The sequence below is a fragment of the Amycolatopsis sp. NPDC098790 genome (assembly GCF_044759945.1).
Lineage (GTDB): Bacteria > Actinomycetota > Actinomycetes > Mycobacteriales > Pseudonocardiaceae > Amycolatopsis.
The window spans coordinates 81152-101778 of record NZ_JBIWAI010000012.1 but is presented as its reverse complement, the minus strand read 5'-3'; the positions used below and the strand labels follow the sequence as shown (position 1 = coordinate 101778).

Genomic DNA, 20627 nt, shown 5'->3' with positions numbered 1-20627 from the left:
TGGTCAGCTGAAGGCCAGCTCGGCGCTGCGGTGGGCCCAGACGGTCGCGCCCGGGTCGACCCGGCTGGGGCGGTTGCCGCCGTCGTGGCCGCAGCCGAAGCTGACCCAGTTGCCGTTGCTGCCCGTGTACACGACTCCGGTGACCGTGATCGGGACGACCAGCGAGCCGGAACCCGCGTTGCCCGGCGCCGTGCCGTTCCCGACCACGGCTGCCGAGGTGTTGAGCAGCCGGCCGTCGGCGTCGGTGAGCCGGCAGCGGTAGTAGTCGCTCGGGCCCCAGTTGACGACGGTCGCGGTGGCCGTCACCACCCAGTACCCCGTGCCGCCGGTCAGGCTGACGAACCCGTTGCCGACGTAGATCCCGGCGTACGGCGAGAGCTCGGTGGTCCCGGTCGTCTTGACGAAGACGTCCTGGGCGGAGGCCGGCGCGGCGGAGGCGGGCAGGGCGCTGACGACCCCGGCGGCGGCCGCGCAGGCGGTGACGGCGGCGGCGCTCCAGAGCGCGAATCGGCGGATGGACATCGGGACCTCCCGGGTGGACGGAATTTCCGTTCACGCTAGGGAGATCGGAGCCGGCGGTCGGCGGGCGAGGGGGCAGTGCGCGGGGCGTTGTCCGTGCCCGATGGTCCGTCCGGTCGACGGCATCAGGCCCGGTCGCGGACCTTCAGCGCCCACGCGATCAGCGGCCACTGCAGCGGCAGCCGGGCCCACGCGATCGCCCGCTGGGGAGCCGGCGCGCCGGCGGCGTCCACCGCCATCTTCACGTTCCCCGGGAACACCCCCAAGAACAACAACGCCGCTGCCAAGCCGCCCAGCCGGCGGGTGCGCGGATGAGCCACCGCGACCCCCACCGCCAGCTCCGCGACGCCCGAACCGTACGTCCACGCCCGCCGCGACCCCGGCAGTGAAGCCGGGATCAGCCCGTCGAACGGCTTCGGGACCGCGAAGTGCAGGACGCCCATCGTGCCCAGCACACCGGCCAGCAGGTGGGCCGGTCGTTGTGAATTGGCCATGACCCGATCGTTCCACGCGGCGGCCGGGTACCCCGTTCGGCTATCCTCCGGGCGTGAGTGACGCTCGACACCTGCCAGCATGAGGGCCCTGAAGCGGTTGCCGCTGGGCAGTCTCACCGACCGGCCGGACCACGAGCTCGTCGGCGTCCTGAAGATGCCCGAGCTGACGGTCAGCCCGCTCCGCTCGATCGTGAAGCGGATCATCGGCGCGACGCTGGCCCTGCTGCTGACCGTGATCATCGTGTACGTCGACCGCGACGGCTACCGCGACGCCAACGGCGACGGCCTGTCCCTGCTCGACAGCCTGTACTACGCCACCGTTTCGCTGTCGACGACCGGCTACGGCGACATCGCGCCCGCCACGTCGTCCGCCCGCCTGGTCAACGTTCTGGTGATCACCCCGCTGCGGGTGCTCTTCCTGATCGTCCTGGTCGGGACCACCCTGGAGGTGCTCACCGAGCGCTCCCGGCAGGCGTTCAAGATCCAGAAGTGGAGGACGAAGGTGCGCGACCACGTGGTCGTCGTCGGGTTCGGCACCAAGGGCCGGTCCGCCGTCAACGCCCTGCTCGGCGACGAAGACGTCGAACCGGGCCAGATCGTCGTCGTGGACACCGACCAGCAGTCCCTGGACGCGGCGAGCGCGCTCGGGCTCGTCGCCGTGCACGGCTCGGCCACCCGGGCCGACGTCCTGCGCGTCGCCGCGGTGCAGCACGCGCGGGCGGTCGTCGTCGCCCCGAACCGGGACGACACGGCCGTGCTCGTCACGCTCACCGCCCGCGAGCTGGCGCCCAAGGCGCACATCGTCGCGTCGGTGCGGGAGGCGGAGAACGTCCACCTGCTCAAGCAGTCGGGCGCCAACCAGGTCGTCGTCTCCAGCGAGACGGCCGGGCGGCTGCTCGGCATGGCGACGTCGACGCCGCTGGTCGTCGACATCATGGAGGACCTGCTCACGCCCGAGTCAGGCCTCGCGATCGCCGAGCGGGCGGTCGAGCCGTCCGAAGAGGGCGGTTCGCCGCGGCACCTGTCCGACCTGGTCCTGGGCCTGGTCCGCGACGGCGTCCTGTACCGCGTGGACGCCCCGCAGGCCGACGCCATCGAGCCCGGCGACAAGCTGCTCTACGTCAAGAAGGTGACCTCGGCGGAGAAGATCGAGCAGCGGTAGGCGGCCTGGGAATCGGCCGGGGGATCTGGAACCATGGCGAAGTGCCCCCGCGATCCCTCGCACTCAAGTGGCCCACGGTGGCGATCCCCGCCGCGGCGGGCGTGCTCGTCGTGCTGCTGGCCTGGCTGGCCGGGCCCGGGTTGCTGGGCATCTCCAACGACGACCTCGGCGCGCCGGTGCAGGCCGAGGTCACCAAGCCCGCGCCGTGCGACCGGCCGGACGCCGTCGAGACCGTGAAGTTCACCGTCGCGGGCAAGACGCACGAGGGCACGCTGAACGGCTGCGGGCACGGCCAGGGCGAGCGCGTCGAGGTCGGCGTCCCGGAGGTGCTGCCGGACCAGGGCACGGTCACCGTCCGGGCCGCGGACACATCGGCGGGAGCGTCGGACGCGCGGCGCCCGATCGGCCTGTTCCTGCTCGTGTTCGCCTGCTTCTCCGGCGGGATGTTCGTCTACCTCTGGCTGAGCATCCCGCTGCGACCGAAGCCGGCCCCGAAGGTCAGCTGACCTCGGACGACGGCGCCGCGAAGGTGTTGCAGTCGGCGATCCGGTTGCTCGTCGCCCCCGCCCGCCACCAGGACGCGTAGTGCGCGTTCGTGCCGTGGTCGTGGCTGCGGGAGGTGTTGTCGCCGCGGGTCTCCTGGTCGTTCCAGGCCTTGTTGTACATGTCGCGGCTGATCGTGCCGCCCTGGTCGACGTGCGCGCCGAGGAACATGCCCGAGAAGCACTGGGCCTGCAGTTCCTTGCGCCGCGACATCTCCAGCCCGGCCGGGCTGTTCTGGCCTGCCTCGTAGATCTTCTGCCAGGCCGCGTCCATCAGCCCGGCGACCTCCTGCACGTGGTGGCCGTACTCGTGGGCGAACAGGGCCAGGTAGACGCCGGGGTTGTTGCCGTACTGGTCGGTCTGCAGCCCGCGGAACGGGACGTACAGGTTGTTTTCGCAGTAGTACGCGGCGGTCGCGATGCCGACCTGGATGGTGCCGCACTCGGTCTCGAAGCTCGCGCCGGTCGGGAAGTGCAACGCCGGCGGGGTGAACGGCAGGTGGTAGGCCTCGAGGAACGGGCCCCACGCCGCGTCCAGGCACTTGCTGGCGGCGGTGAAGAACGCCTCCGCGCCGTCCTGCGTGCTCTGCCACGGCGGCAGGGTGCAGACGCGGTTCTGCAGGCCGGCGTTCGGGTCCTGCAGGATCGGGTGGTCGGCCAGCTTGAGGATCTTCTGCGGTCCGGTCGGGCTGGGCGTCGACAGCTCGGTCGGCGGGGGCGACGCCGACGCCGGGGCACCCGCGCCGCCGGGCAGCTGCGAGGGGAGGTCCTGCGACGTCGGCGTGTCGCGGAAGTTCGCGTTGGCCGACGGCGTTTCGCTGCGGTTGAGGACGACGATCGCGACGAGCCCGAGCACCAGCACGGCCACGGCCCCGAGGCACACGCCGATCACGGCCGCCGGGGAGCGGCGACGCGGCGCGGAGACGGTGTGGGGACGGCCCAGCCAGGGAAGATCCGGTTGCGCATCCGGCACCGGCGGCGGCTGCACGGTCCCGCGAGGCGGTACCCGGCCGTGGGGCGGTTGCGTCACTAGGCAGTCCCGAAGGGTCTCGGTACGGACCGGGGGTACCCGATCCCGCCGTTCAGCATATCGGGGGAACGGGGCCTCTCGCACCCGTCCGTGCGCGCCGCGTCACCGCGTCCGGACGTCACCCCAGGTCTGGCCGGGTGCAAGCGGCTCTGAAAGAGTGTGGGCAAGCAGGCACTGCAGGCGAGGGGCTTCGATGACAGACACCGGTGGCGCGCCCGGCGGCCAGGGCGACGACACGCCGACACCCAGCCAGGGCGTCCCGCAGATTCCCGCCCCCGGAACGGGTGATCCGAAGCCCGGCGAAGGCCACTCCGCGTCACCGGCGACGCCGCCCCGCGGCTGGCAGCCGCCGGACGCCCCGGCGAGCCCGGGACCGGCCACGCCGCCGGGCTGGGAGCGCCCGGCCGCCGGGCAGCAGCCCCCGTACGGCGGGCCGCAACCGCAGTGGGGCGCCCCGCAGTACCAGCAGGTCCCGCCGCACCAACAGCAGCGGCCCTGGAGCCCGCACGGGCTCGGCAAGCCCGGCGTGATCGCGCTGCGTCCGCTCAACATCGGCGACATCCTCGACGGCGCGATCACCGCGATCCGCCGCCACCCGCTGCTGATCCTCGGCATCGGCGCGGTGCTGGCCGTGGTCACCGCCGCGATCACCTTCCTCGTGCAGAAGTTCGTCCTCGACGACCTGCAGAGCCTGGCCACGACCGCCGAGCTCGGCCCGGGCGCGACGGAAGAAGAGCTGCGCAACGCCGTGTTCGGAACGCTCGGCGACGTGCTGCTCGCCCTCCTGCCGACCACGCTGCTCGCCACGTTGCTGACGGCGGTGGCGAACGGCCTGCTGGCCGCGGTGATGGGCCGGGCGGCCCTGGGTCGCGAAGTCACGTTCGGCGTCGCCTGGCGCGAAGTGCAGCCGCGGCTGCTGCCGCTGCTGGCCGTCGGGCTCGTCTATTCGCTCGCCACGACCATCGGCGCGCTGCTGTGCTTCGTCCCCGGCATCGCCGCGTACGTGTTCTGGGCGCTGGCCAGCCCGGCGCTCGTGCTGGAGCGGGGTACCTTCCGCCAGGCGTTCTCGCGGTCGGCCGCCCTGGTCAAGGGCGCGTTCTGGCGGGTGTTCGGCATCCTGCTGCTGGCCGGGTTGATCGAGTGGCTGATCAGCAGCATCGTCCAGCTGCCGTTCAGCCTCGGCAGCGGCCTGTTCAGCGGGATTTTCGACCCGTCGAGGGCGGCGGTCGTGCCCGGCACCGGCGACCTGCTCCTGCAGTCGGTGGGTCAGATCATCTCCGGCACCATCGCCACGCCGTTCGTCGCGCTGGTCACCGTGATCGTCTACCTCGACCAGCGGATGCGCCGCGAGGGCATGGACATCGAGCTGGCGCGCGCGGCCGGTGTCCAGCCGCCGCAGGCATGGTGACGCTGCTGCTCACGGACGTCCCGGTCGACATCGACCGGGACTCAGCCCGTCGCGCCGCCGCGGAGGAGCTGTCGGACCCGAAGTACCAGGCCGCCCGGCCGAGCGCGCTGCAGGAGTTCGGGCAGTGGCTCGCCGAGCAGGTCGGAAAGCTGCTGAACGGCGTGTCGAACGTCGTCCCGGGCGGGATCTTCGGGGTGCTGCTGGTCCTGGTCGTGCTGATCGTGCTCGTCGTGGTGATCCGGCTGCGCACCGGCAAGATCGCCCGCGCGTCCCGGGCCGACCGGGTCGTCTTCGGCGGGAAGCGGCAGAGCGCGGACGACTACCGCCGCGCGGCCGCCGAAGCCGCCGCGGCCGGCCGGTACGACGACGCCGTCCGCGACCGCTTCCGCGCCGTCGTGCGGGCGCTGGAGGAACGCGCGCTGCTCGACACGCGCTCCGGCCGGACAGCCGACGAAGCCGCCGCCGAGGCCGGCGTGCTGCTGCCGAACGTCGCCGCGGACCTGCGCCACGGCGCGCGCCTGTTCGACGACGTCCACTACGGCGGCCGCGACGGCACCGAAGCCGCGTACACCACGCTGACCGAGCTGGACGAACGCTGCCGCCGCGAGCGTCCGGTCGCCATGGCGGTCTCGTGACCACCTCGGTTTCGCCGGACGTGCGCCGGATCTGGCGCGGCGCACGGATTCCGCTCGCGCTGGTCGCACTGATCTTCGCCGCCGGCGCGCTGCTCCTGCTCGGCCGCGGCGAGCAGACCCACGGCGCCCTCGAACCCGGCTCCTACGAACCCGGTGGCGCGCACGCGCTCGCGCAGCTGCTGCGGGACCAAGGCGTCGACGTCCGCACCGCGCACTCGATGGACGAAGCCGACGCGGCCGTCCGCGAAGACGCGACGCTGCTGGTCACCCAGCCCGACCTGGTGCCGGCCAAGCGGCTCGACGCGCTGCGGCAGCACGCCGCCGACGTCGTCCTCGTGACGCCGGGAGCGCCGACGCTGCAGGACTCGCTACCGCTGGTCCACCCGGTCGGCCAGAGCGACGTCGGCACGTTGCGTCCCCAGTGCACGGTCGCCGCGGCCGTCGCGGCCGGCGACGTCACCCTCGGCGGGATCGGCTACGCCTCGCCCGGCGCACGGTCGTGCTACCCCGGCGAAGACGGCGGCGGCACGCTGCTGCAGCTCGCCGACTCCGGCGGCACGACGACGCTGCTCGGCTCGCCTGCCCCGCTGACCAACGCCCGGCTCGCCGACGACGGCAACGCGGCGCTGAGCCTGCGCCTGCTCGGGCAGCACCCGACGCTGGTCTGGTACCTGCCGTCCACGGCCGACCCGGGGCTCGACGACACCCGCAAGTCGATCTTCGAGCTGATCCCCGACGGCTGGTACTACGGTGCCGCGCAGGCGTTCGTCGCCGTGGCGCTGCTGGCGCTGTGGCGGGCGCGCCGGCTCGGCCCGGTCGTCACCGAGCCGCTGCCGATCGTCGTCCGCGCGGCCGAAACCGCGGAGGGCCGCGCCCGGCTTTACCGGCGGGCGAAGGCCGCGGACCACGCGGGCGAGACCCTGCGGGAGGCGGCGCGGACCCGGCTGCGGACCGTGCTCGGCCTGCCGCGCGACGCCGACGCGGCCGCGCTGGTGCACTCGGTGAGCGAGCGGACCGGGCGGCCGGCACCCGAAATCGGCGAAGTGCTGTACGGCCCGCCGGTGCCGGACGACCCGGCGCTGGTCCGGCTGGCCGGCGAACTGGACAGGGTGGAACGAGAGGTGGGGCGAACTTGACCAGCGAGAACGCGACGGGGGCCCGGGACGCGCTGATCGCGCTGCGCGCCGAGGTCGGCAAGGCCGTCGTCGGCAACGACGCCGCCGTCACCGGGCTGATCCTGGCGTTGCTGTGCCGCGGGCACGTGCTGCTCGAAGGCGTCCCCGGCGTGGCGAAGACGCTGCTGGTGCGGGCGCTCGCGGCGGCGCTGGACCTGGAGACCACGCGCGTGCAGTTCACGCCGGACCTGATGCCCGGCGACGTCACCGGCTCGATCGTCTACGACGCCCACAGCGGCGAGTTCTCCTTCCGCGAAGGCCCGGTGTTCACGAACCTGCTGCTCGCCGACGAGATCAACCGGACGCCGCCGAAGACGCAGTCGTCGCTGCTGGAGGCGATGGAGGAGCGGCAGGTTTCGCTCGACGGCAAGTCGCGGCCGCTGCCCGACCCGTTCATCGTGATCGCCACGCAGAACCCGGTCGAGTACGAAGGCACGTATCCGCTGCCGGAAGCGCAGCTGGACCGGTTCCTGCTGAAGCTGACGATGCCGGCGCCGTCCCGTGAGGACGAAATCGGGATCCTCTGGCGGCACGCGCAGGGCTTCGACCCGCGCAACCTCGCGGCGGCGGGGCTCAAGGCGGTCGCCGGTGCCGCCGAGCTGGCCGCGGCGCGCGAAGCCGTCGCGCGCGTGACGGTCGGGCCCGAGGTGATCGGGTACGTCGTCGACCTGTGCCGGGCGACGCGGCAGCTGCCGTCGGTGCGGATCGGCGTTTCTCCCCGTGGTGCCACGGCGTTGCTCGCGGTGACGCGGGCTTGGGCGTGGCTCGCCGGCCGCGACTACGCGACCCCGGACGACGTGAAGGCGTTGGCGCGCCCCGCGTTGCGGCACCGCCTGGACGTCCGGCCGGAGGCCGAACTGGAAGGCGTCACCGCGGACGGCGTCCTCGACCGCGTGCTCGCGTCCGTGCCCGTGCCGCGCTGACATGGCGGTCACCGGAAGGCTCGGGCTGCTCGCGCTGTTCGGCGCGCTGGTGGTCGGGCTGCTCGCGCCGTCGGACCTCGGGATCCTCGCGGTCGGCGGGGTGCTCGTGCTGCTCGTGGTCGTCGACCTCGTGCTGGCCGGGGGTGTTCGGCCACTGACATTTCAGAGGTCAGGTGCTACCTCGGTGCGGCTCGGCGAGCCGTGCGAGGTGACGCTGGTCGTCGCCAATCCCGGGCGCCGGGCGGTGCGGGGGGTGCTGCGCGACGCGTGGCCGCCTTCAGCCGGAGCCGCGGACCGGCACGCTTTGCGCGTCCCGGCGGGGGAGCGGCGGGCGTTGGTGACTTCTCTGCGGCCGTCGCGGCGCGGCGACCGGACGGCGGCGCGCGTGACGGTCCGGTCGGTGGGGCCGTTGGGATTGGCGGCGCGGCAGGGTTCGCACGAGGTGCCGTGGACCGTGCGCGTGCTGCCGCCGTTCCACAGCCGCAAGCACCTGCCGTCCCGGCTGGCGCGGCTGCAGCAGCTCGACGGCCGCAACGCGGTCCTGATCCGGGGCCAGGGCACGGAATTCGACTCGCTGCGCGAATACGTGATCGGCGACGACGTCCGCTCGATCGACTGGCGCGCGACGGCCCGGGCGGCGGACGTCATGGTCCGCACGTGGCGTCCCGAGCGCGACCGGCACGTGGTGCTGGTCCTCGACACGGGCCGCGTGTCGGCCGGCCGCGTCGGCGACGCCCCGCGCCTGGACGCGGCGATGGACGCGGCGTTGTTGTTGGCGGCACTGGCCACTCGCGCGGGCGACCGCGTCGACCTGCTGGCGTACGACCGGCGTTTGCGAGCCGCGGTCCAGGGGTCCTCGGGGGCTGCTTTGCTGACGTCGCTGGTGAACGCGATGGCGCCTCTGGAACCTTCGCTGGTCGAGACGGACTCGCGGGGGATGGTCGCGGAGGTCCTCCAGCGGACGCGGCGGCGGGCATTGGTCGTCCTGCTGACCGGGCTCGACGCGGCGCCGTTGGAGGAGGGGCTTTTCCCCGTATTGAGTTCGCTGACCGCGCGGCATGAGCTGATCGTGGCGTCGGTGGCGGACCCGCGGGTGGCGGAGATGCTTTCGGGCCGCGATGACGCCGAAGCCGTGTACGACGCGGCGGCGGCGTCGCGGACGGTGGCGGAACGGCAGCGCGTGACGGAACGCTTGGGGCGGCACGGGGTCAGCGTCGTGGACGCGGTGCCGGAGGAACTGCCGCCGGCGTTGGCGGACCGGTACCTGGCGCTGAAGGCGGCGGGGCGGCTCTAAGCCGCTTCGGGCAGGAAGTCGCCGGCGTCGCGCGCGTCGAGGTCGCCGACTTCGCCTTCCTTCGCCGCGCGGCGGCCCAACGTGAAGACGTACACCAGGAACAGCACCTCGACCAGCACGCCGATGCCCACGCGGATCCACGTCGGCCAGCCCGACGGCGTCACGAACGCTTCGATGATGCCCGTCACGAACAGCACGCACGCCAGCCCGAGCGCCATCACGACGACCGAACGGCCCTGTTCGGCCAACGCGGCAGTGCGGGACCGGCGGCCGGGATCCACCACCGTCCAGCCGAGCTTCAGCCCCGTGCCCGCCGCGACGAACACCGCCGTCAGCTCCAGGAGGCCGTGGGGGAGCAGGAGGCCGATCATCACGTCGCCGCGGCCGGCCGCGCTCATCGCGCCGATGATCACGCCCGCGTTGAGCGCGTTCATCCACAGCGCGCCGATCACCGGCAGGCCCAGCGCGACTCCCAGGAACAGGCACGTCGCCGCCACCCAGGCGTTGTTCGTCCACACGCGCGCGGCGAACGACGTCGCCGGGCCCGTCGAGTAGTAGGCCTCGGCTTCGCCGCCGGGCTTGGTCAGCTGGTTCAGCTCGTCCGCGCTGCCGATCGACGCGCGGACGTTCGGGTCGCCGGCGACCCAGACGGCGATCACCGCCATCACCGCGATCGACACCAGCGCGGCCGGGATCCACCAGCGTCGCGAAAGGTAGACGGCGGCGGGGAAGCGGCGCGTGAAGAACAGCGCGACTTCGCGCCACGCGGGGTTGTGCGACCCGGAGATCGCGCTCCGGCCGCGGGCGACCAGCCCGGACAGCCGGCTGACCAGGGCCGGGTCGGGCGCGACCGAGCGGACGATCGACAGGTGCGTCGCGGTGCGCTGGTAGAGCGTCACCAGTTCGTCGGCCTCGGCGCCGGTCAGCTTGCCGCCGCGGTGGGTCAGCTCGCCGAGCCGGTTCCACTCCGCCGAGTGCGTCGCGACGAAGACGTCCACATCCACACCGGTCACCCTATCCGGTCGCTACGCTGGGCCGGTGCACGAGGAATCGGAGCTGGTCACCGGGGAAGCCGTCGTCCTGGACCTGCGCGTCGCGAAGCTCGCCAGCCGCGCGCTGGCGATGCTGCTGGACGTCCTCGTGCAGTGCGCGATGCTGCTGGTCACGTTCTTCGTCCTGACGCTCACGGTGCCGGGCGAGGACGAGTCGCTCGCGCTGACGCTGATCCTGGTGTTCCTGGTGCTGATCCTGGTCGGCTACCCGGTGCTGTTCGAGACGCTTTCGCGCGGCCGGTCGCTGGGCAAGATGGCGATCGGCCTGCGGGTGGTCCGCGTCGACGGCGGCCCGATCCGCTTCCGGCACGCGCTGACCCGCGGGCTCGCGGGGTTCGTCATCGACTTCTGGGCGCTCGGGATCTTCGGGGCGGTGGCGGTGATCGTGTCGCTGTGCTCGTCCGACGGCCGCCGCGTGGGCGACTTCCTGGCGGGCACGCTGGTGATCCGCGACCGCGTCCCGGAAAGCGCGGGCTACCCGGCGATCGGCATGCCCCCGGGCCTCGAGGGCTGGGCGGCCCAGCTGGACCTGACGCGGCTCCCGGACGACCTCGCGCTGGCGAGCCGCCAGTTCCTGGCGCGGTTCGGCCAGCTGGCTCCCGACGCGGCGCACGCGCTGGGGTGGAGTTTGGCGCAGCAGGTGGGCAACGCGCTGGGCACGCCGGTGCCGCCGGGGGTGCCGCCGTGGGCGTTCTTGGCGGCGGTGCTGGCGGAGCGGCGCAACCGGGACCACGCGCGGGCGATGCAGGCGTACGCGGCCCAGGTGGAGGCGGCGCGCGGGCACGTGCCGTCGGATCAGCCGGGGTTCATGCGGGCGGGGTACGCGGCGAGCGCCCAGCCGTCGCCTTGGTCGGCGGCCGGGGCCGGATCGCCGACCGGCGCCGTCGCACCTGGACCCGTGGCCGAGGTGGATCCGCCGACCCCGCCGTCCGGCACTCCGGCGCCGGCGGCCGAAAACCCGTTCGCGCCGCCGAGCTAGGAGACGTCTCCCGAGGCCGAAAGCCACGTGTTGCACTGCTGGTTGCGGTTCTTCGTCGCGCCGTGTTGCCACCAGGAGATGTTGTGCCGGGCGCTGCCGTGGTCGCGCTTGCCGTTGCGGGCGTAGTCGTCGCCGCGGTCCTGGGCGTTCCACGCCTCGTTGTAGATGTTCTTGTCGACCGAGCCGCCGGACACCGACGCCGAGCCGAGGAACATCCCCGAGAAGCACTGCGCTTCGAGCTCCATCCGGCGTGACAGCTCCAGGCCGACCGCCGAGTCGGCGCCCGCGTCGTAGCGCTGGTTGCCGTACGCCTCGGAGATGCCGGCCAGGTTCTGCACGTGGTGGCCGTATTCGTGGGCCAGGATCGACAGGTACGGGCCGGGGTGGTTGCCCCACACGTCGACCTCGATGCGGTCCATCGGCATGTAGATCGTGTCGTTGGACGGGCAGTAGAACGGCGTGACCCCGGTCGTCGTGCCGCCGCTGCCGCACGGCGTCGACGACTCCGACAACGACTGGGGTACCGACAGCTTCGGCGACCGGAACGGCAGGTCCACGGCGCCGAGCATGCGCGACCACATCGCGTCCAGGCAGGCGATCCCGGACTGGAAGAAGCGGGTGGCGCTGCCCTGGTCGGTCGCCCAGCGGCTCAGCGAGCAGGGGACGTTCTGCAGGCCGTAGTCGGGGCTGCCGAACATGGGGTTGTTCCCGGTCGCGACGACCGAGCGCGGGCCGCTCGGCTGTTCGGACGTCCGGGTCGTGCGCTCGGTGGTCCGGCTGGTGGTGGTCTCTTCGGTGGACGACGTGGTCTCGGTGGTCTCGTCGGCGGAGGTGGTTTCGTAGGTGTCGGAGGGGTAAGTGCTCGAGTACCCGGCATCGGCGACGTGCCGGGTGCTCCCCCCGATGAGCGCGACGGCCGCGACGAGCCCCCCGACGACGGCGACGATCCCGATGATCGCGACGGCGACGATGACCCCGGTGTTCGACTTCTTGGCGACGTAGGGCCGGTAGCCGGGCGCGAACCGCGGGCCGAAGGGCGAGCCTGGTGGCGGGCCGGGGTAGGCGGGGGTGAAGACGGGCGGCGCGGCCGCGGCCGGAGGTGGGAGAGGGGCGCGGAACCCGGGGCGCGGGTAGGGACCGGACGCGGGGAAGCCTTGGGTGCCTTGCGGACCGCGAGGCGGCTGGCCGGGAAACGGCGGCTGCCCGGGCGCGCCGCCCTGCCACGGCCCCGGCGTGCCGCCGGGACCTTGCTGGGGTGCGCTGCCGGGAGTCGGATTGGGCTGGGTGTGCGGTGTTTGCCGCGGGCCGGGCGCATGGCCCGGCTCCCCGCCGGGGCCTTGCGGAGCGCCGCCGGGAGGCCGGCTCGGCCGCCCGCCGGGGCCTTGGCCCGGTGCGCCGCCGGGTCCCTGCCCCGGCTGGGTGTGTGGTGGCTGGCCAGGCTGCCCGCCCGCCCCTTGCCTCGGCTGCCCGCCGGGGCCTTGGCCCGGTGCGCCGCCGGGTGCCTGCCCCGGCTGGGTGTGCGGCGGCTGCCCACCCGGCCCCTGTCCCGGCCGTCCCTGCGGCAGCGGCCGCACCCCCGGCGGCGGCAACGGCCGGGCCCCCGGCGGCGGAACCGGCCGCCGCGGGTCGTGCGGGCCGGGACCAGCACCGAAACCGGGACCCTGCGGGCCGTGCGTCATGAAAGTGGAACCCCCCGTGCGATTTCCCCGTCGGAAGCGGCGTACCTGCGGTGATCTCGCCGTTCCGGGCGTCAGCATAGATCGAGTGCTCTAGGGTGTGGTGCTGTGTCGATGAAATGGGGGACGGTGGCCGCGGCCGCCGTCATGGTCCTGCTTTCCGCCGGGCCCGCCGCCGCGCAGGGGCCGTCCGCCGGGCCCGTGCTGCCGGACGTCCCATCCGAGCAGGTCAAGAAACCCCAGCAACTGAGCGGCCAGGACGTCCAGCCGCCGGAAGGCGCCACCGCCGACGTCGCCCTCAAGGTCCTGCGCGACGGCTCCCTCGAAGTCACCGAGCACGTCACCGTCCCCGGCGGGAAGCAGCTCACCTCGCGCGTCCCCCTCAAGGTCTCCGCCGGTGACGACCAGGACCGCGTCTTCGCCGTGAGCAACGTCAAGACCGAAGGCGCCGCGACCAGCCAGCTGACCGGCGACCAGCTCGTCCTCACCTTCACCGGCGGCGCGTCCACCGTCACTTACACCGTCGACGGCGCCGTCGCCGACCAGAGCGGCCGCCAGCAGGCCCGGTGGCAGGTCGCCAGCGGCTTCGACACCCCGCTCGCCAAGCTCACCGCCTCCTTCCTCGCGCCGTCGCCACGACTGTCCCCTGTGGACTGCTTCGCCGGCCCCATCGGCTCGAACCAGCGCTGCACCCTCGCCGAGCTGGACCACACCGGCGTCGTCCGGCTCGAACAGAACGACGTCCGCCCCGGCGACCGCGTCGACCTGCTCGTCGGCCTGCCCGCGAACACCGTCCCGGCCACCGCGAAGTTCGCCGACGTCGGCCTCTTCGCCACCGCCTTCGCGTTCACCCCGCTGACCGGCATCGCCTTCGCGCTGCTGCTCGTCTTCCTCGTCGCGGGCGGCCTCTACGTCCACCGCCGGCGCAAGGAGGACAAAGGCGCCCTCACCACGGCGACCGGCCCGGTCGAAGTTCTCCTGCGCGACGGCGACCGCGTCTTCTTCGCCAGCCCCGACGGCGTCCTGCCCGGCCAGGTCGGCACGGTCGTCGACGAGACCGTCGACGTCGTCGACATCAGCGCCACCGTCGTCGACCTCGCCGTCCGCAACTACCTCTGGCTCGCCGAGGTACCGGGCCCGGATTGGCAGCTGGCCCGCCGCAATCCACCGGACGAGCACCTCCACGACTTCGAGCGCGCCGTCTACGAGACGCTGCTGCCGGCAGGCACCGACGCCGTGCTCGTCTCGCAGCTGCGCGCCCGCGGCACCCTCGACCTGCGCAAGATCAGCGACGCGATGTACGCCGACGTCGTCACCAAGCGCTGGTTCTCCCGTCGCCCGGACACCGCGCGCGGCCGGCTGACCGGCATCGGCGCCGGGATCTTCGCGCTCGGCGCGGCCGCCACCGCCGTCCTGACGTTCACGGTCGGCGAAGCGCTGCTCGGCGTCGCGGTCGCGCTGGCCGGTCTCGCCGTCGCCGCGGCGGCGGCGCTGCTGCCGTCGCGCACCGCGCGCGGCCGGGCGCTCGTCGGCCAGGTCCGTGGCCTGCTCGACTACCTGCACACCGCCAAGGCCGAGGACATCCCGCCCGCCGACCGCGAGATGGTGTTCTCGCGCTCGCTGCCGTACGCGGTCGTGCTGGGCGACACCGAACGCTGGCTCGGCGCCTTCGCCGCGCTCAACCCGGCGTCGGACGGCTCGGCCGGCCTCTACTGGTACGGCGGCATGGAAGCCGACCACGACCTGCGCCGGTTCGGCACGCACTTCCCGTCCTTCCTGACCGCGCTCGACGGGCTGCTCACCGCGGCCGGCCGCACCGCCCGCTGACCGTGCTCGCCGGGGCGGTGCTGGCGCTGGTCCTGGCGGCGGCGCCGGTGGACCAGCCGCCCCTGCCGACCGTGCCGCAGAGCGCCGAGGTCCAGCTCAAGGTCGAGCGCGACGGCTCGCTCTCGGTCGCCGAGGCGATCTCCGTGCCGAACGGCGTCACGATGGACCGCCGGGTCCCGCTGCGGGTCGCCGCCCCGCACCACCGCGACCGCGCCTACGGCGTCCGCGACGTCGTCCTCGAAGGCAGCGGGACCGCCCAGGTGGACGAAGACGCGCTGACCGTCCACCTGACGTCCGGCACGTCGATCGTCCGGTACACAGTGGACGGTGCCGTCGCCGGCGACCGGGTCACCTGGGAGCTGGCCGGCGGCTGGAGCACCGACCTGAAGTTCGTCCGGGCCTCCTTCGCGGCGCCGAAGATCCCGGTCGCCGTCGACTGCGTGATCGGCGGCTTCCCGTGCGCCGCCGCGCAGATCGACCACGCCGGGCTGACGCGGTTCAGCCAGCAGAACCTCGCGGCGGGCGACCGCATGACGGCGACGGTCGAGCTGCCCGCGGGCACGGTCCCCGCGAACGAAGTCCTGGTGCCGGCCAAGACGATCGCCGGCGCGTTCGTGCTCACCGCCCCGGTCGGCTGGGCCTGGGCCGGCTTCGGCTTGCTCCTGCTCGCCGCGGCCGCGTGGGTCCTCCTCGCCCGGCGGAGCTTTCACGTGAAAGCTCCGCGCCCAGGTGGGAGCTTTCACGTGAAAGCTACGGGGGAGTTCGCGTCGCCGGCGGGAATGCTGCCGGGGCACGTCGGGGTGCTGCTGCACGGTCGCGCCGGGGCCGCCGACCTGGCCGCGACCGTGCTGGACCTCGCCGTCCGCAACTACGTGTGGGTGAGCGACGGCTCCCGGCTGACCCGCCGCAACCCGCCCGACGCGTACCTCACGACCTTCGAGCGTGCCGTGTACGAAGCCGTCCTGCCGGAGGACTCGGTGACCCTCGCCGAACTGCGGCAACGGCACGTCGAGGTTCCCCGGACCGAGCTGCACGCCGACCTCGCCGGCCGCGGCTGGCTCGCGACCGGGCGGCTCCGGCGCGCCGGGATCCGGGTCGTCTTCTACGGCGTGTTCCTGACCGTGCTCCTGGCGCTGACGGCCGGGTACGCCCAGCTCGGCGTCATCCTCGCGCTGGCCGGGGTCGCCGCCGTCGCCGTCTCGGCGGTGCTGCCCGAACGCCGTCACGCGGGCGCCGAGGTCGCGCGGCGGCTGCGCGGCCTCGCCGAAGAATTGGCCACCACCCGGGCGAAGGACTTCGACAAACCCCAACGCGAGCTGGTGTTCTCGCGCGGCCTCCCGTACGCGTCAGCTCTGGGCGAACTAGGCCCGTGGGTCGCCGCGTTCGCCGGCCTCGAGCACCCGCCGCCGGTCTACTGGCACGACGGCGACATCACCCCTGACCAGGCCGGATCCTTCGCGACGGCGCTGGCGGGCACCTTCGCCGCCGCTCACCGCGCCCGCCTCCAGGACCTCGTGAGCGGGAAACAGGGTTAGAACACTGTTTCTCACTCACGAGGTGGCACGCGGGGAACCGGTGGGTCGTCGTAGGGTGGGGCCATGGCCGATCCCGAGCTCGTCCGATACACCCTCGACAACGGTCTGCGGGTGGTCCTCGCACCCGACGCGACCGCGCCGGTGGTCGGCGTCAGTGTCCACTACGACGTGGGCTTCCGCTCCGAGCCCGAGGGGCGCACCGGTTTCGCGCACCTCTTCGAGCACCTGATGTTCCAGGGCTCGGAGAGCCTCGAGAAGCTCGCCCACTTCCGGCACGTCCAGTCCAGCGGCGGCACCTTCAACGGGTCGACCCACCCGGACTACACGGACTACTTCGAGGTGCTGCCGAGCGCCGCGCTCGAGCGCGCGCTGTTCCTCGAGGCCGACCGGATGCGCGCGCCGAAGCTGACCGCCGAGAACCTGGCGAACCAGATCGACGTCGTCAAGGAGGAGATCCGGCTCAACGTGCTGAACCGGCCCTACGGCGGGTTCCCGTGGATCACCCTGCCGCCGGTGCTGTACTCGACGTTCCCCAACGCGCACAACGGTTACGGCGGCTTCGAGGACCTCGAGAGCGCGACGGTCGAGGACTGCGCCGCGTTCTTCGACACCTACTACGCGCCCGCGAACGCCGTCCTCACCGTGGCCGGCGACTTCGAGGTGGACAACGCCAAGAAGCTGATCGAGACGCACTTCGGCGACGTCCCGCACCGGCCCGCGCCGCAGCGGCCGTCGTTCGCCGAGCCGCTGCCGACCACCGAGCTGCGCGGCGAGGTCGAAGACCCGCACGCCCCGCTGCCCGCGCTCGGCATCGGCTACCGGATGCCGGACCCGATCAACGACGTCGACGGCTACCTGGCCTACCTCGTGCTCGCCGGCGTCCTCACCGACGGCGACGGCTCCCGCCTGCAGCAGCGGCTGGTGCACAAGGAGCCCCTGGTCGTCGACATCGGCGCCGGCGCCGGGCTGTTCGGCCCGTTCGAGGCGCGCGACCCCGACACGTTCACCGTCACCCTGATCCACCCGCACGAGGTGCCGCGCGAGCGGGTGCTCGCCGCGCTGGACGACGAGCTGGAGAAGCTCGCCGAGACCCCGCCGAGCGAGGAGGAGCTGCGCAAGGTCACCGCCCGCTGGACGGCGAGCCTGCACTCCGAGCACGACCGGCTGGTGTCCCGGACGCTGGCCCTCGGTTCGTTCGAGCTGCTCTACGGCGACGCGTCGCTGGTGTACAAGCTCGCGGACCGGATGTCCGCCGTCACCTCGGAAGCCGTTTCGGCGGCGGCGAAGGCGCTGCGCCCCGACGCGCGCGCCGTCCTGGTGGTCAAGCCCGCTTCGGAAGGGACCAACGAGCAGTGACTTCTGCAACGCACCGCAGTGCGGACGAGATCGGCCGCACCACGCGGGGGCCGCGCCCGCTGCCGCCCCTCGGCGAGCAGCGCGCGGCCGCCGATCTGTCCCATGTGGACACTTCGCTGACCAACGGCTTGCGGGTGCTGGCCGTGCGCAAGGCGACCGTGCCGCTGGTCGAGGCCCGGCTGTGGATCCCGTTCGCGGGCGACGACGCGCTGCACCCGGCCACGGCCGAGGTGCTCGCCGAGACGATCCTGACCGGCACGGCGCGCCGCAACCGCATCGAGATCGACGCCGAGCTGGCGTTGATCGGCGGTGACATCGGCGCCGGCGTCGACCCGGAACGCCTGGTGCTGACCGGATCCGCGCTCGCCGACAAGCTGCCGACGTTCCTCGACGTCCTCGGCGACGTCCTCACCGCGGCGACGTACGCGGACGAGGAGATCGCGCGCGAGAAGGAGCGGCTCGTCGAGCGGATCGCCGTCTCGCGGACGCAGCCGCGCACGATCGCGCGTGAGGCGCTGCAGAAGCACCGCTACGGCGACCACCCGGCCACGCGCGAGGTCCCGCGCGCCGAAGACGTCGCCGTCGTGACGCCGGAGCAGGTCCGGGCGCTGCACCAGGCTTCGGTGCTGCCGCGCGGCGCGGTTCTGGTGCTGGTGGGCGACATCGACCCGGCCGCGGTGATCGCGGACCTGGAGAAGGTGCTCGGCGGCTGGGCGTCCGACCGCTCCGCCGTCCGGCTGCCGCCGCTGCCGGAGCTGACCGGGCCGAACGTGCTGCTGGTGCCGCGCGCCGGGGCCGTGCAGTCGCAGATCCGGCTGTCGGCGCAGACCGTGCCGCGCACCGACCCGGGCTACGCGGCGCTGCAGCTGGCGAACCTGGCCTACGGCGGGTACTTCTCGTCGCGGCTGGTGGAGAACATCCGCGAGAACAAGGGGTACACGTACTCCGCGCACTCCGGGTTCGAGTTCACCGACGGCACGGCGGTGGTCAACGTCGACGCGGACACGGCCACCGAGGCGACCGCGCCGGCGCTGCTGGAGACCCGCTACGAGCTGGGCCGCCTCGGCCAGGTCCCGCCGACCGGCGACGAGCTGGAATCGGTGCGGCAGTACGCGATCGGCTCGCTGCTGACCTCGACGTCGTCGCAGTCCGGGCTGGCCGGCCAGGTGCTGGCGCTGGCGTCGACCGGGCTGGGCCTGGAGTGGCTGAACGAGCACCCGGCGCGGGTCGCGGCGGTGACCGCTGACGAGGTCGCGGAAGCGGCGCTGAAGTACTTCGCCCCCAAGCGGTTCACGGGCGTGGTGGTCGGCGACGCGGGTGTGCTGGAGCGCAAGCTGCTGTCCCTGGGCGACGTCGTCGTGGGCGAGCCCGCCTGATGTCCGTCCCGTTCTCGCTGGGTGCCCTGCCGACCTTGTCGCGGTCCACTGTGGACCGTCAGGAAGGCTTGCGCACCAACCCGTCGCGGCTGTTGTCGCGCTGGGCCGACGCCCGGGTCGTCCTGCTGGACGACACCGGGCGCACCCCGGTCGTCGAGGGAACGTCGGTGCTGGCGTTCCGGAAGGCGATCGACTTCGGCGCTGAACCGCCGGCGGACGCGGTGTTCCTCGGCGAGTGGCAGGACGTCGACTACTGGTCGCTGCCGGGCGGCCCGTCGGGTTCGGCCGACACCGTGAAGATGGCGGGCAGCTGGGGGTTCGTCGAGGAGGTCCCGCGCGCGGACGGCGAGGTCTGGGTCGAGCTGCGCGGGTACGGCGACCTGCTGGACGACACGTCGGCGGGCCTGTTCACGACGGCCCAGGCGTTGCGGTTTTGGCGTCGCCAGGCCAAGTTCTGCACGCGCTGCGGGCATCCCACGGAGTTGATCCAGTTCGGCTGGGCGAGCAAGTGCACGAACGACGGCCGCGAGGAGTACCCGCGCACGGACCCGGCGGTGATCTGCCTGGTCCACTCGTCGGAGGGCGTGAACGGATCGCACGTGCTGCTGGCGCGCCAGCCGATTTGGCCGGCGGGGCGGTATTCGGTGTTGGCGGGGTTCGTCGAGGCGGGGGAGTCCCTGGAAGCGTGCGTGGTCCGGGAGATCCGCGAAGAGGTGGGCGCGTCGGTTTCGGACGTCCGGTACCTCGGGAGCCAGCCGTGGCCGTTCCCGCGGTCGATCATGCTGGGCTTCACGGCGAGGGCGGATCGATCGCTGCCGCTGGTCCCGGCGGACGGCGAGATCGAAGAGGCGCTGTGGGTTTCGCGTGACGAGGTGCGCGAGGCGTTCGCGAACAGTTCGGTGCGGGGCGAGGGTTCGCGCCCGACGCCGATCGCCGGCGGGGCGGCGGAGATCATCCTGCCGGGGAACTCGTCCATCGCCCGCGTGATGCTCAAGGCCTGGGCGGACGCGGAGGAGTAGGCCAGTACGGCTGGGCGTGCTCCGCCGCTTCGGCGATCGCCCGGCCGTCGAGCGTGGTGGCGGTGCGGGGGAGGCCCACCTTCCGCCACTCCACGCTGAACTCGACCGGCTCGGCCGGCAGCGGTGACAGCCACAGCTGCCGGTCGCCCCGGTAGCGGTGGTCGTCGTAGCTCGCGCCGCCGCTGATCTCGATCACTGAGCCCCCGCTGACGCGGAATCGCAGGTCGGCCGGCTCGAAGTCGCCGCCCGCGTGGCTTGCGTCGATGTTCTGCCACGTCGCGAGGTCCAGCGAGCCCCGGCGCACGGACAGGTGCACGACGAGGCCGCAGCCGCCCGGGTAGGCGACCACGTGCTGCAGCGCGACGACGGCGAGGTCCGTCCGCGCGACGAACCGGGCGATCGGCACCGGGCAGCCGAGCACGTCATCGGGTGGGCCGGTCGTCTCCATGCTCCCAGCATCCCCAGCCACGCAACCGGAAATCCGCTGACCGGGCCCGGTGACACCGGCGCAAGTCGTTCACCGGTGTTTCCGCCACCTGGCCCAGCGCCCGTCGAGGCGTTACCTGGTCGTTTCACGAGACCGTTGACGGCTGTGCTCCGGCTCACTACAGTCCTGCGAAACCGT

Annotated in this window: 19 protein-coding genes; 13 read left to right on the top strand and 6 right to left on the bottom strand. The window is 73.1% G+C overall.

What is annotated here, in order from left to right; all coding sequences use genetic code 11:
- Nucleotides 1-3 precede the first annotated feature (3 nt).
- Together ACIQWX_RS49660 and ACIQWX_RS49655 are read right to left on the bottom strand one after the other, a co-directional pair.
- Nucleotides 4-522 (bottom strand): hypothetical protein, encoded by a 519-nt coding sequence (locus tag ACIQWX_RS49660; protein ID WP_400887087.1) that lies wholly within the window; start codon nt 520-522, stop codon nt 4-6.
- 122 nt (nt 523-644) lie between these two features.
- A complete protein-coding gene (locus ACIQWX_RS49655) occupies nt 645-1013 on the bottom strand; it encodes a hypothetical protein (RefSeq protein ID WP_400887085.1) in 369 nt (122 codons plus the stop codon).
- 79 nt (nt 1014-1092) lie between these two features.
- On the opposite strand from ACIQWX_RS49655, the gene ACIQWX_RS49650 reads away from it, so the two are divergent.
- Complete coding sequence (locus ACIQWX_RS49650) at nt 1093-2175, top strand: potassium channel family protein (protein ID WP_400887082.1); 1083 nt, start codon at nt 1093-1095, stop codon at nt 2173-2175.
- 77 nt (nt 2176-2252) lie between these two features.
- Entirely contained in the window at nt 2253-2681 is a 429-nt protein-coding gene (locus ACIQWX_RS49645) for a hypothetical protein (RefSeq protein ID WP_400887099.1), read from the top strand.
- Here ACIQWX_RS49645 and ACIQWX_RS49640 read toward each other — a convergent pair.
- Nucleotides 2674-3690, bottom strand: coding sequence for a neutral zinc metallopeptidase (locus ACIQWX_RS49640; protein WP_400887080.1), 1017 nt, complete (start codon nt 3688-3690; stop codon nt 2674-2676). The genes ACIQWX_RS49645 and ACIQWX_RS49640 overlap by 8 nt on opposite strands.
- A 250-nt stretch (nt 3691-3940) precedes the next feature.
- Between ACIQWX_RS49640 and ACIQWX_RS49635 the strand changes: the two genes are divergently transcribed.
- The 5 genes from ACIQWX_RS49635 to ACIQWX_RS49615 are packed head-to-tail and all read left to right on the top strand — an operon-like array spanning nt 3941 to nt 9182.
- A complete protein-coding gene (locus ACIQWX_RS49635) occupies nt 3941-5155 on the top strand; it encodes a hypothetical protein (RefSeq protein WP_400887077.1) in 1215 nt (404 codons plus the stop codon).
- Nucleotides 5149-5790, top strand: coding sequence for a DUF4129 domain-containing protein (locus ACIQWX_RS49630; RefSeq protein WP_400887074.1), 642 nt, complete (start codon nt 5149-5151; stop codon nt 5788-5790). Before ACIQWX_RS49635 ends, ACIQWX_RS49630 begins: the two co-directional genes overlap by 7 nt.
- Nucleotides 5787-6926: a DUF4350 domain-containing protein gene (locus ACIQWX_RS49625; RefSeq protein ID WP_400887072.1), complete on the top strand. Its 1140-nt coding sequence runs from the start codon at nt 5787-5789 to the stop codon at nt 6924-6926. The genes ACIQWX_RS49630 and ACIQWX_RS49625 overlap by 4 nt, the downstream gene beginning before the upstream one ends.
- Nucleotides 6923-7888 carry an AAA family ATPase gene (locus tag ACIQWX_RS49620; RefSeq protein ID WP_400887071.1) on the top strand — a complete coding sequence of 322 codons (966 nt, stop codon included), beginning with the start codon at nt 6923-6925 and terminating at the stop codon, nt 7886-7888. The genes ACIQWX_RS49625 and ACIQWX_RS49620 overlap by 4 nt, the downstream gene beginning before the upstream one ends.
- Nucleotide 7889: 1 nt before the next feature.
- Nucleotides 7890-9182: a DUF58 domain-containing protein gene (locus ACIQWX_RS49615; RefSeq protein ID WP_400887069.1), complete on the top strand. Its 1293-nt coding sequence runs from the start codon at nt 7890-7892 to the stop codon at nt 9180-9182.
- Here ACIQWX_RS49615 and ACIQWX_RS49610 read toward each other — a convergent pair.
- On the bottom strand, nt 9179-10186 hold the full coding sequence (locus tag ACIQWX_RS49610; RefSeq protein ID WP_400887066.1) for a stage II sporulation protein M: 1008 nt from the start codon (nt 10184-10186) through the stop codon (nt 9179-9181). The two genes, ACIQWX_RS49615 and ACIQWX_RS49610, sit on opposite strands and share 4 nt — an antisense overlap.
- Before the next feature lie 34 nt (nt 10187-10220).
- Here ACIQWX_RS49610 and ACIQWX_RS49605 point away from each other — a divergent pair, with 34 nt between their 5' ends.
- Nucleotides 10221-11213, top strand: coding sequence for an RDD family protein (locus tag ACIQWX_RS49605; RefSeq protein ID WP_400887065.1), 993 nt, complete (start codon nt 10221-10223; stop codon nt 11211-11213).
- Here ACIQWX_RS49605 and ACIQWX_RS49600 read toward each other — a convergent pair.
- Nucleotides 11210-12892 (bottom strand): neutral zinc metallopeptidase, encoded by a 1683-nt coding sequence (locus tag ACIQWX_RS49600; protein WP_400887064.1) that lies wholly within the window; start codon nt 12890-12892, stop codon nt 11210-11212. The genes ACIQWX_RS49605 and ACIQWX_RS49600 overlap by 4 nt on opposite strands.
- A gap of 111 nt (nt 12893-13003) precedes the next feature.
- Between ACIQWX_RS49600 and ACIQWX_RS49595 the strand changes: the two genes are divergently transcribed.
- From ACIQWX_RS49595 to nudC, 5 genes are all read left to right on the top strand, one after another.
- Nucleotides 13004-14716 carry a DUF2207 domain-containing protein gene (locus ACIQWX_RS49595; protein WP_400887061.1) on the top strand — a complete coding sequence of 571 codons (1713 nt, stop codon included), beginning with the start codon at nt 13004-13006 and terminating at the stop codon, nt 14714-14716.
- Nucleotides 14717-14718: 2 nt separating this feature from the next.
- The gene (locus tag ACIQWX_RS49590; protein ID WP_400887059.1) at nt 14719-16251 is read left to right on the top strand and encodes a DUF2207 family protein; all 1533 of its coding nucleotides are present in this window, start codon (nt 14719-14721) and stop codon (nt 16249-16251) included.
- Nucleotides 16252-16314: 63 nt separating this feature from the next.
- Entirely contained in the window at nt 16315-17607 is a 1293-nt protein-coding gene (locus ACIQWX_RS49585) for a M16 family metallopeptidase (RefSeq protein ID WP_400887057.1), read from the top strand.
- A complete protein-coding gene (locus tag ACIQWX_RS49580; RefSeq protein ID WP_400887056.1) occupies nt 17604-18983 on the top strand; it encodes a M16 family metallopeptidase in 1380 nt (459 codons plus the stop codon). The genes ACIQWX_RS49585 and ACIQWX_RS49580 overlap by 4 nt, the downstream gene beginning before the upstream one ends.
- Nucleotides 18983-20002, top strand: coding sequence for an NAD(+) diphosphatase (gene nudC, locus ACIQWX_RS49575; protein ID WP_400887054.1), 1020 nt, complete (start codon nt 18983-18985; stop codon nt 20000-20002). The genes ACIQWX_RS49580 and nudC overlap by 1 nt, the downstream gene beginning before the upstream one ends.
- Here the strand turns inward: nudC and ACIQWX_RS49570 are convergent.
- The gene (locus tag ACIQWX_RS49570; RefSeq protein WP_400887052.1) at nt 19974-20450 is read right to left on the bottom strand and encodes a hypothetical protein; all 477 of its coding nucleotides are present in this window, start codon (nt 20448-20450) and stop codon (nt 19974-19976) included. The two genes, nudC and ACIQWX_RS49570, sit on opposite strands and share 29 nt — an antisense overlap.
- Nucleotides 20451-20627: the final 177 nt, after the last annotated feature.

Bases quoted from the DNA above. Each gene is read 5' to 3' on its own strand.
- nudC (WP_400887054.1), top strand. From the start codon at position 18,983: ATGTCCGTCCCGTTCTCGCTGGGTGCCCTGCCGACCTTGTCGCGGTCC.
- ACIQWX_RS49655 (WP_400887085.1), bottom strand. From the start codon at position 1,013: ATGGCCAATTCACAACGACCGGCCCACCTGCTGGCCGGTGTGCTGGGC.
- ACIQWX_RS49570 (WP_400887052.1), bottom strand. From the start codon at position 20,450: ATGGAGACGACCGGCCCACCCGATGACGTGCTCGGCTGCCCGGTGCCG.
- ACIQWX_RS49585 (WP_400887057.1), top strand. From the start codon at position 16,315: ATGGCCGATCCCGAGCTCGTCCGATACACCCTCGACAACGGTCTGCGG.
- ACIQWX_RS49600 (WP_400887064.1), bottom strand. From the start codon at position 12,892: ATGACGCACGGCCCGCAGGGTCCCGGTTTCGGTGCTGGTCCCGGCCCG.
- ACIQWX_RS49630 (WP_400887074.1), top strand. From the start codon at position 5,149: ATGGTGACGCTGCTGCTCACGGACGTCCCGGTCGACATCGACCGGGAC.
- ACIQWX_RS49595 (WP_400887061.1), top strand. From the start codon at position 13,004: ATGAAATGGGGGACGGTGGCCGCGGCCGCCGTCATGGTCCTGCTTTCC.
- ACIQWX_RS49660 (WP_400887087.1), bottom strand. From the start codon at position 522: ATGTCCATCCGCCGATTCGCGCTCTGGAGCGCCGCCGCCGTCACCGCC.
- ACIQWX_RS49635 (WP_400887077.1), top strand. From the start codon at position 3,941: ATGACAGACACCGGTGGCGCGCCCGGCGGCCAGGGCGACGACACGCCG.
- ACIQWX_RS49615 (WP_400887069.1), top strand. From the start codon at position 7,890: ATGGCGGTCACCGGAAGGCTCGGGCTGCTCGCGCTGTTCGGCGCGCTG.
- ACIQWX_RS49650 (WP_400887082.1), top strand. From the start codon at position 1,093: ATGAGGGCCCTGAAGCGGTTGCCGCTGGGCAGTCTCACCGACCGGCCG.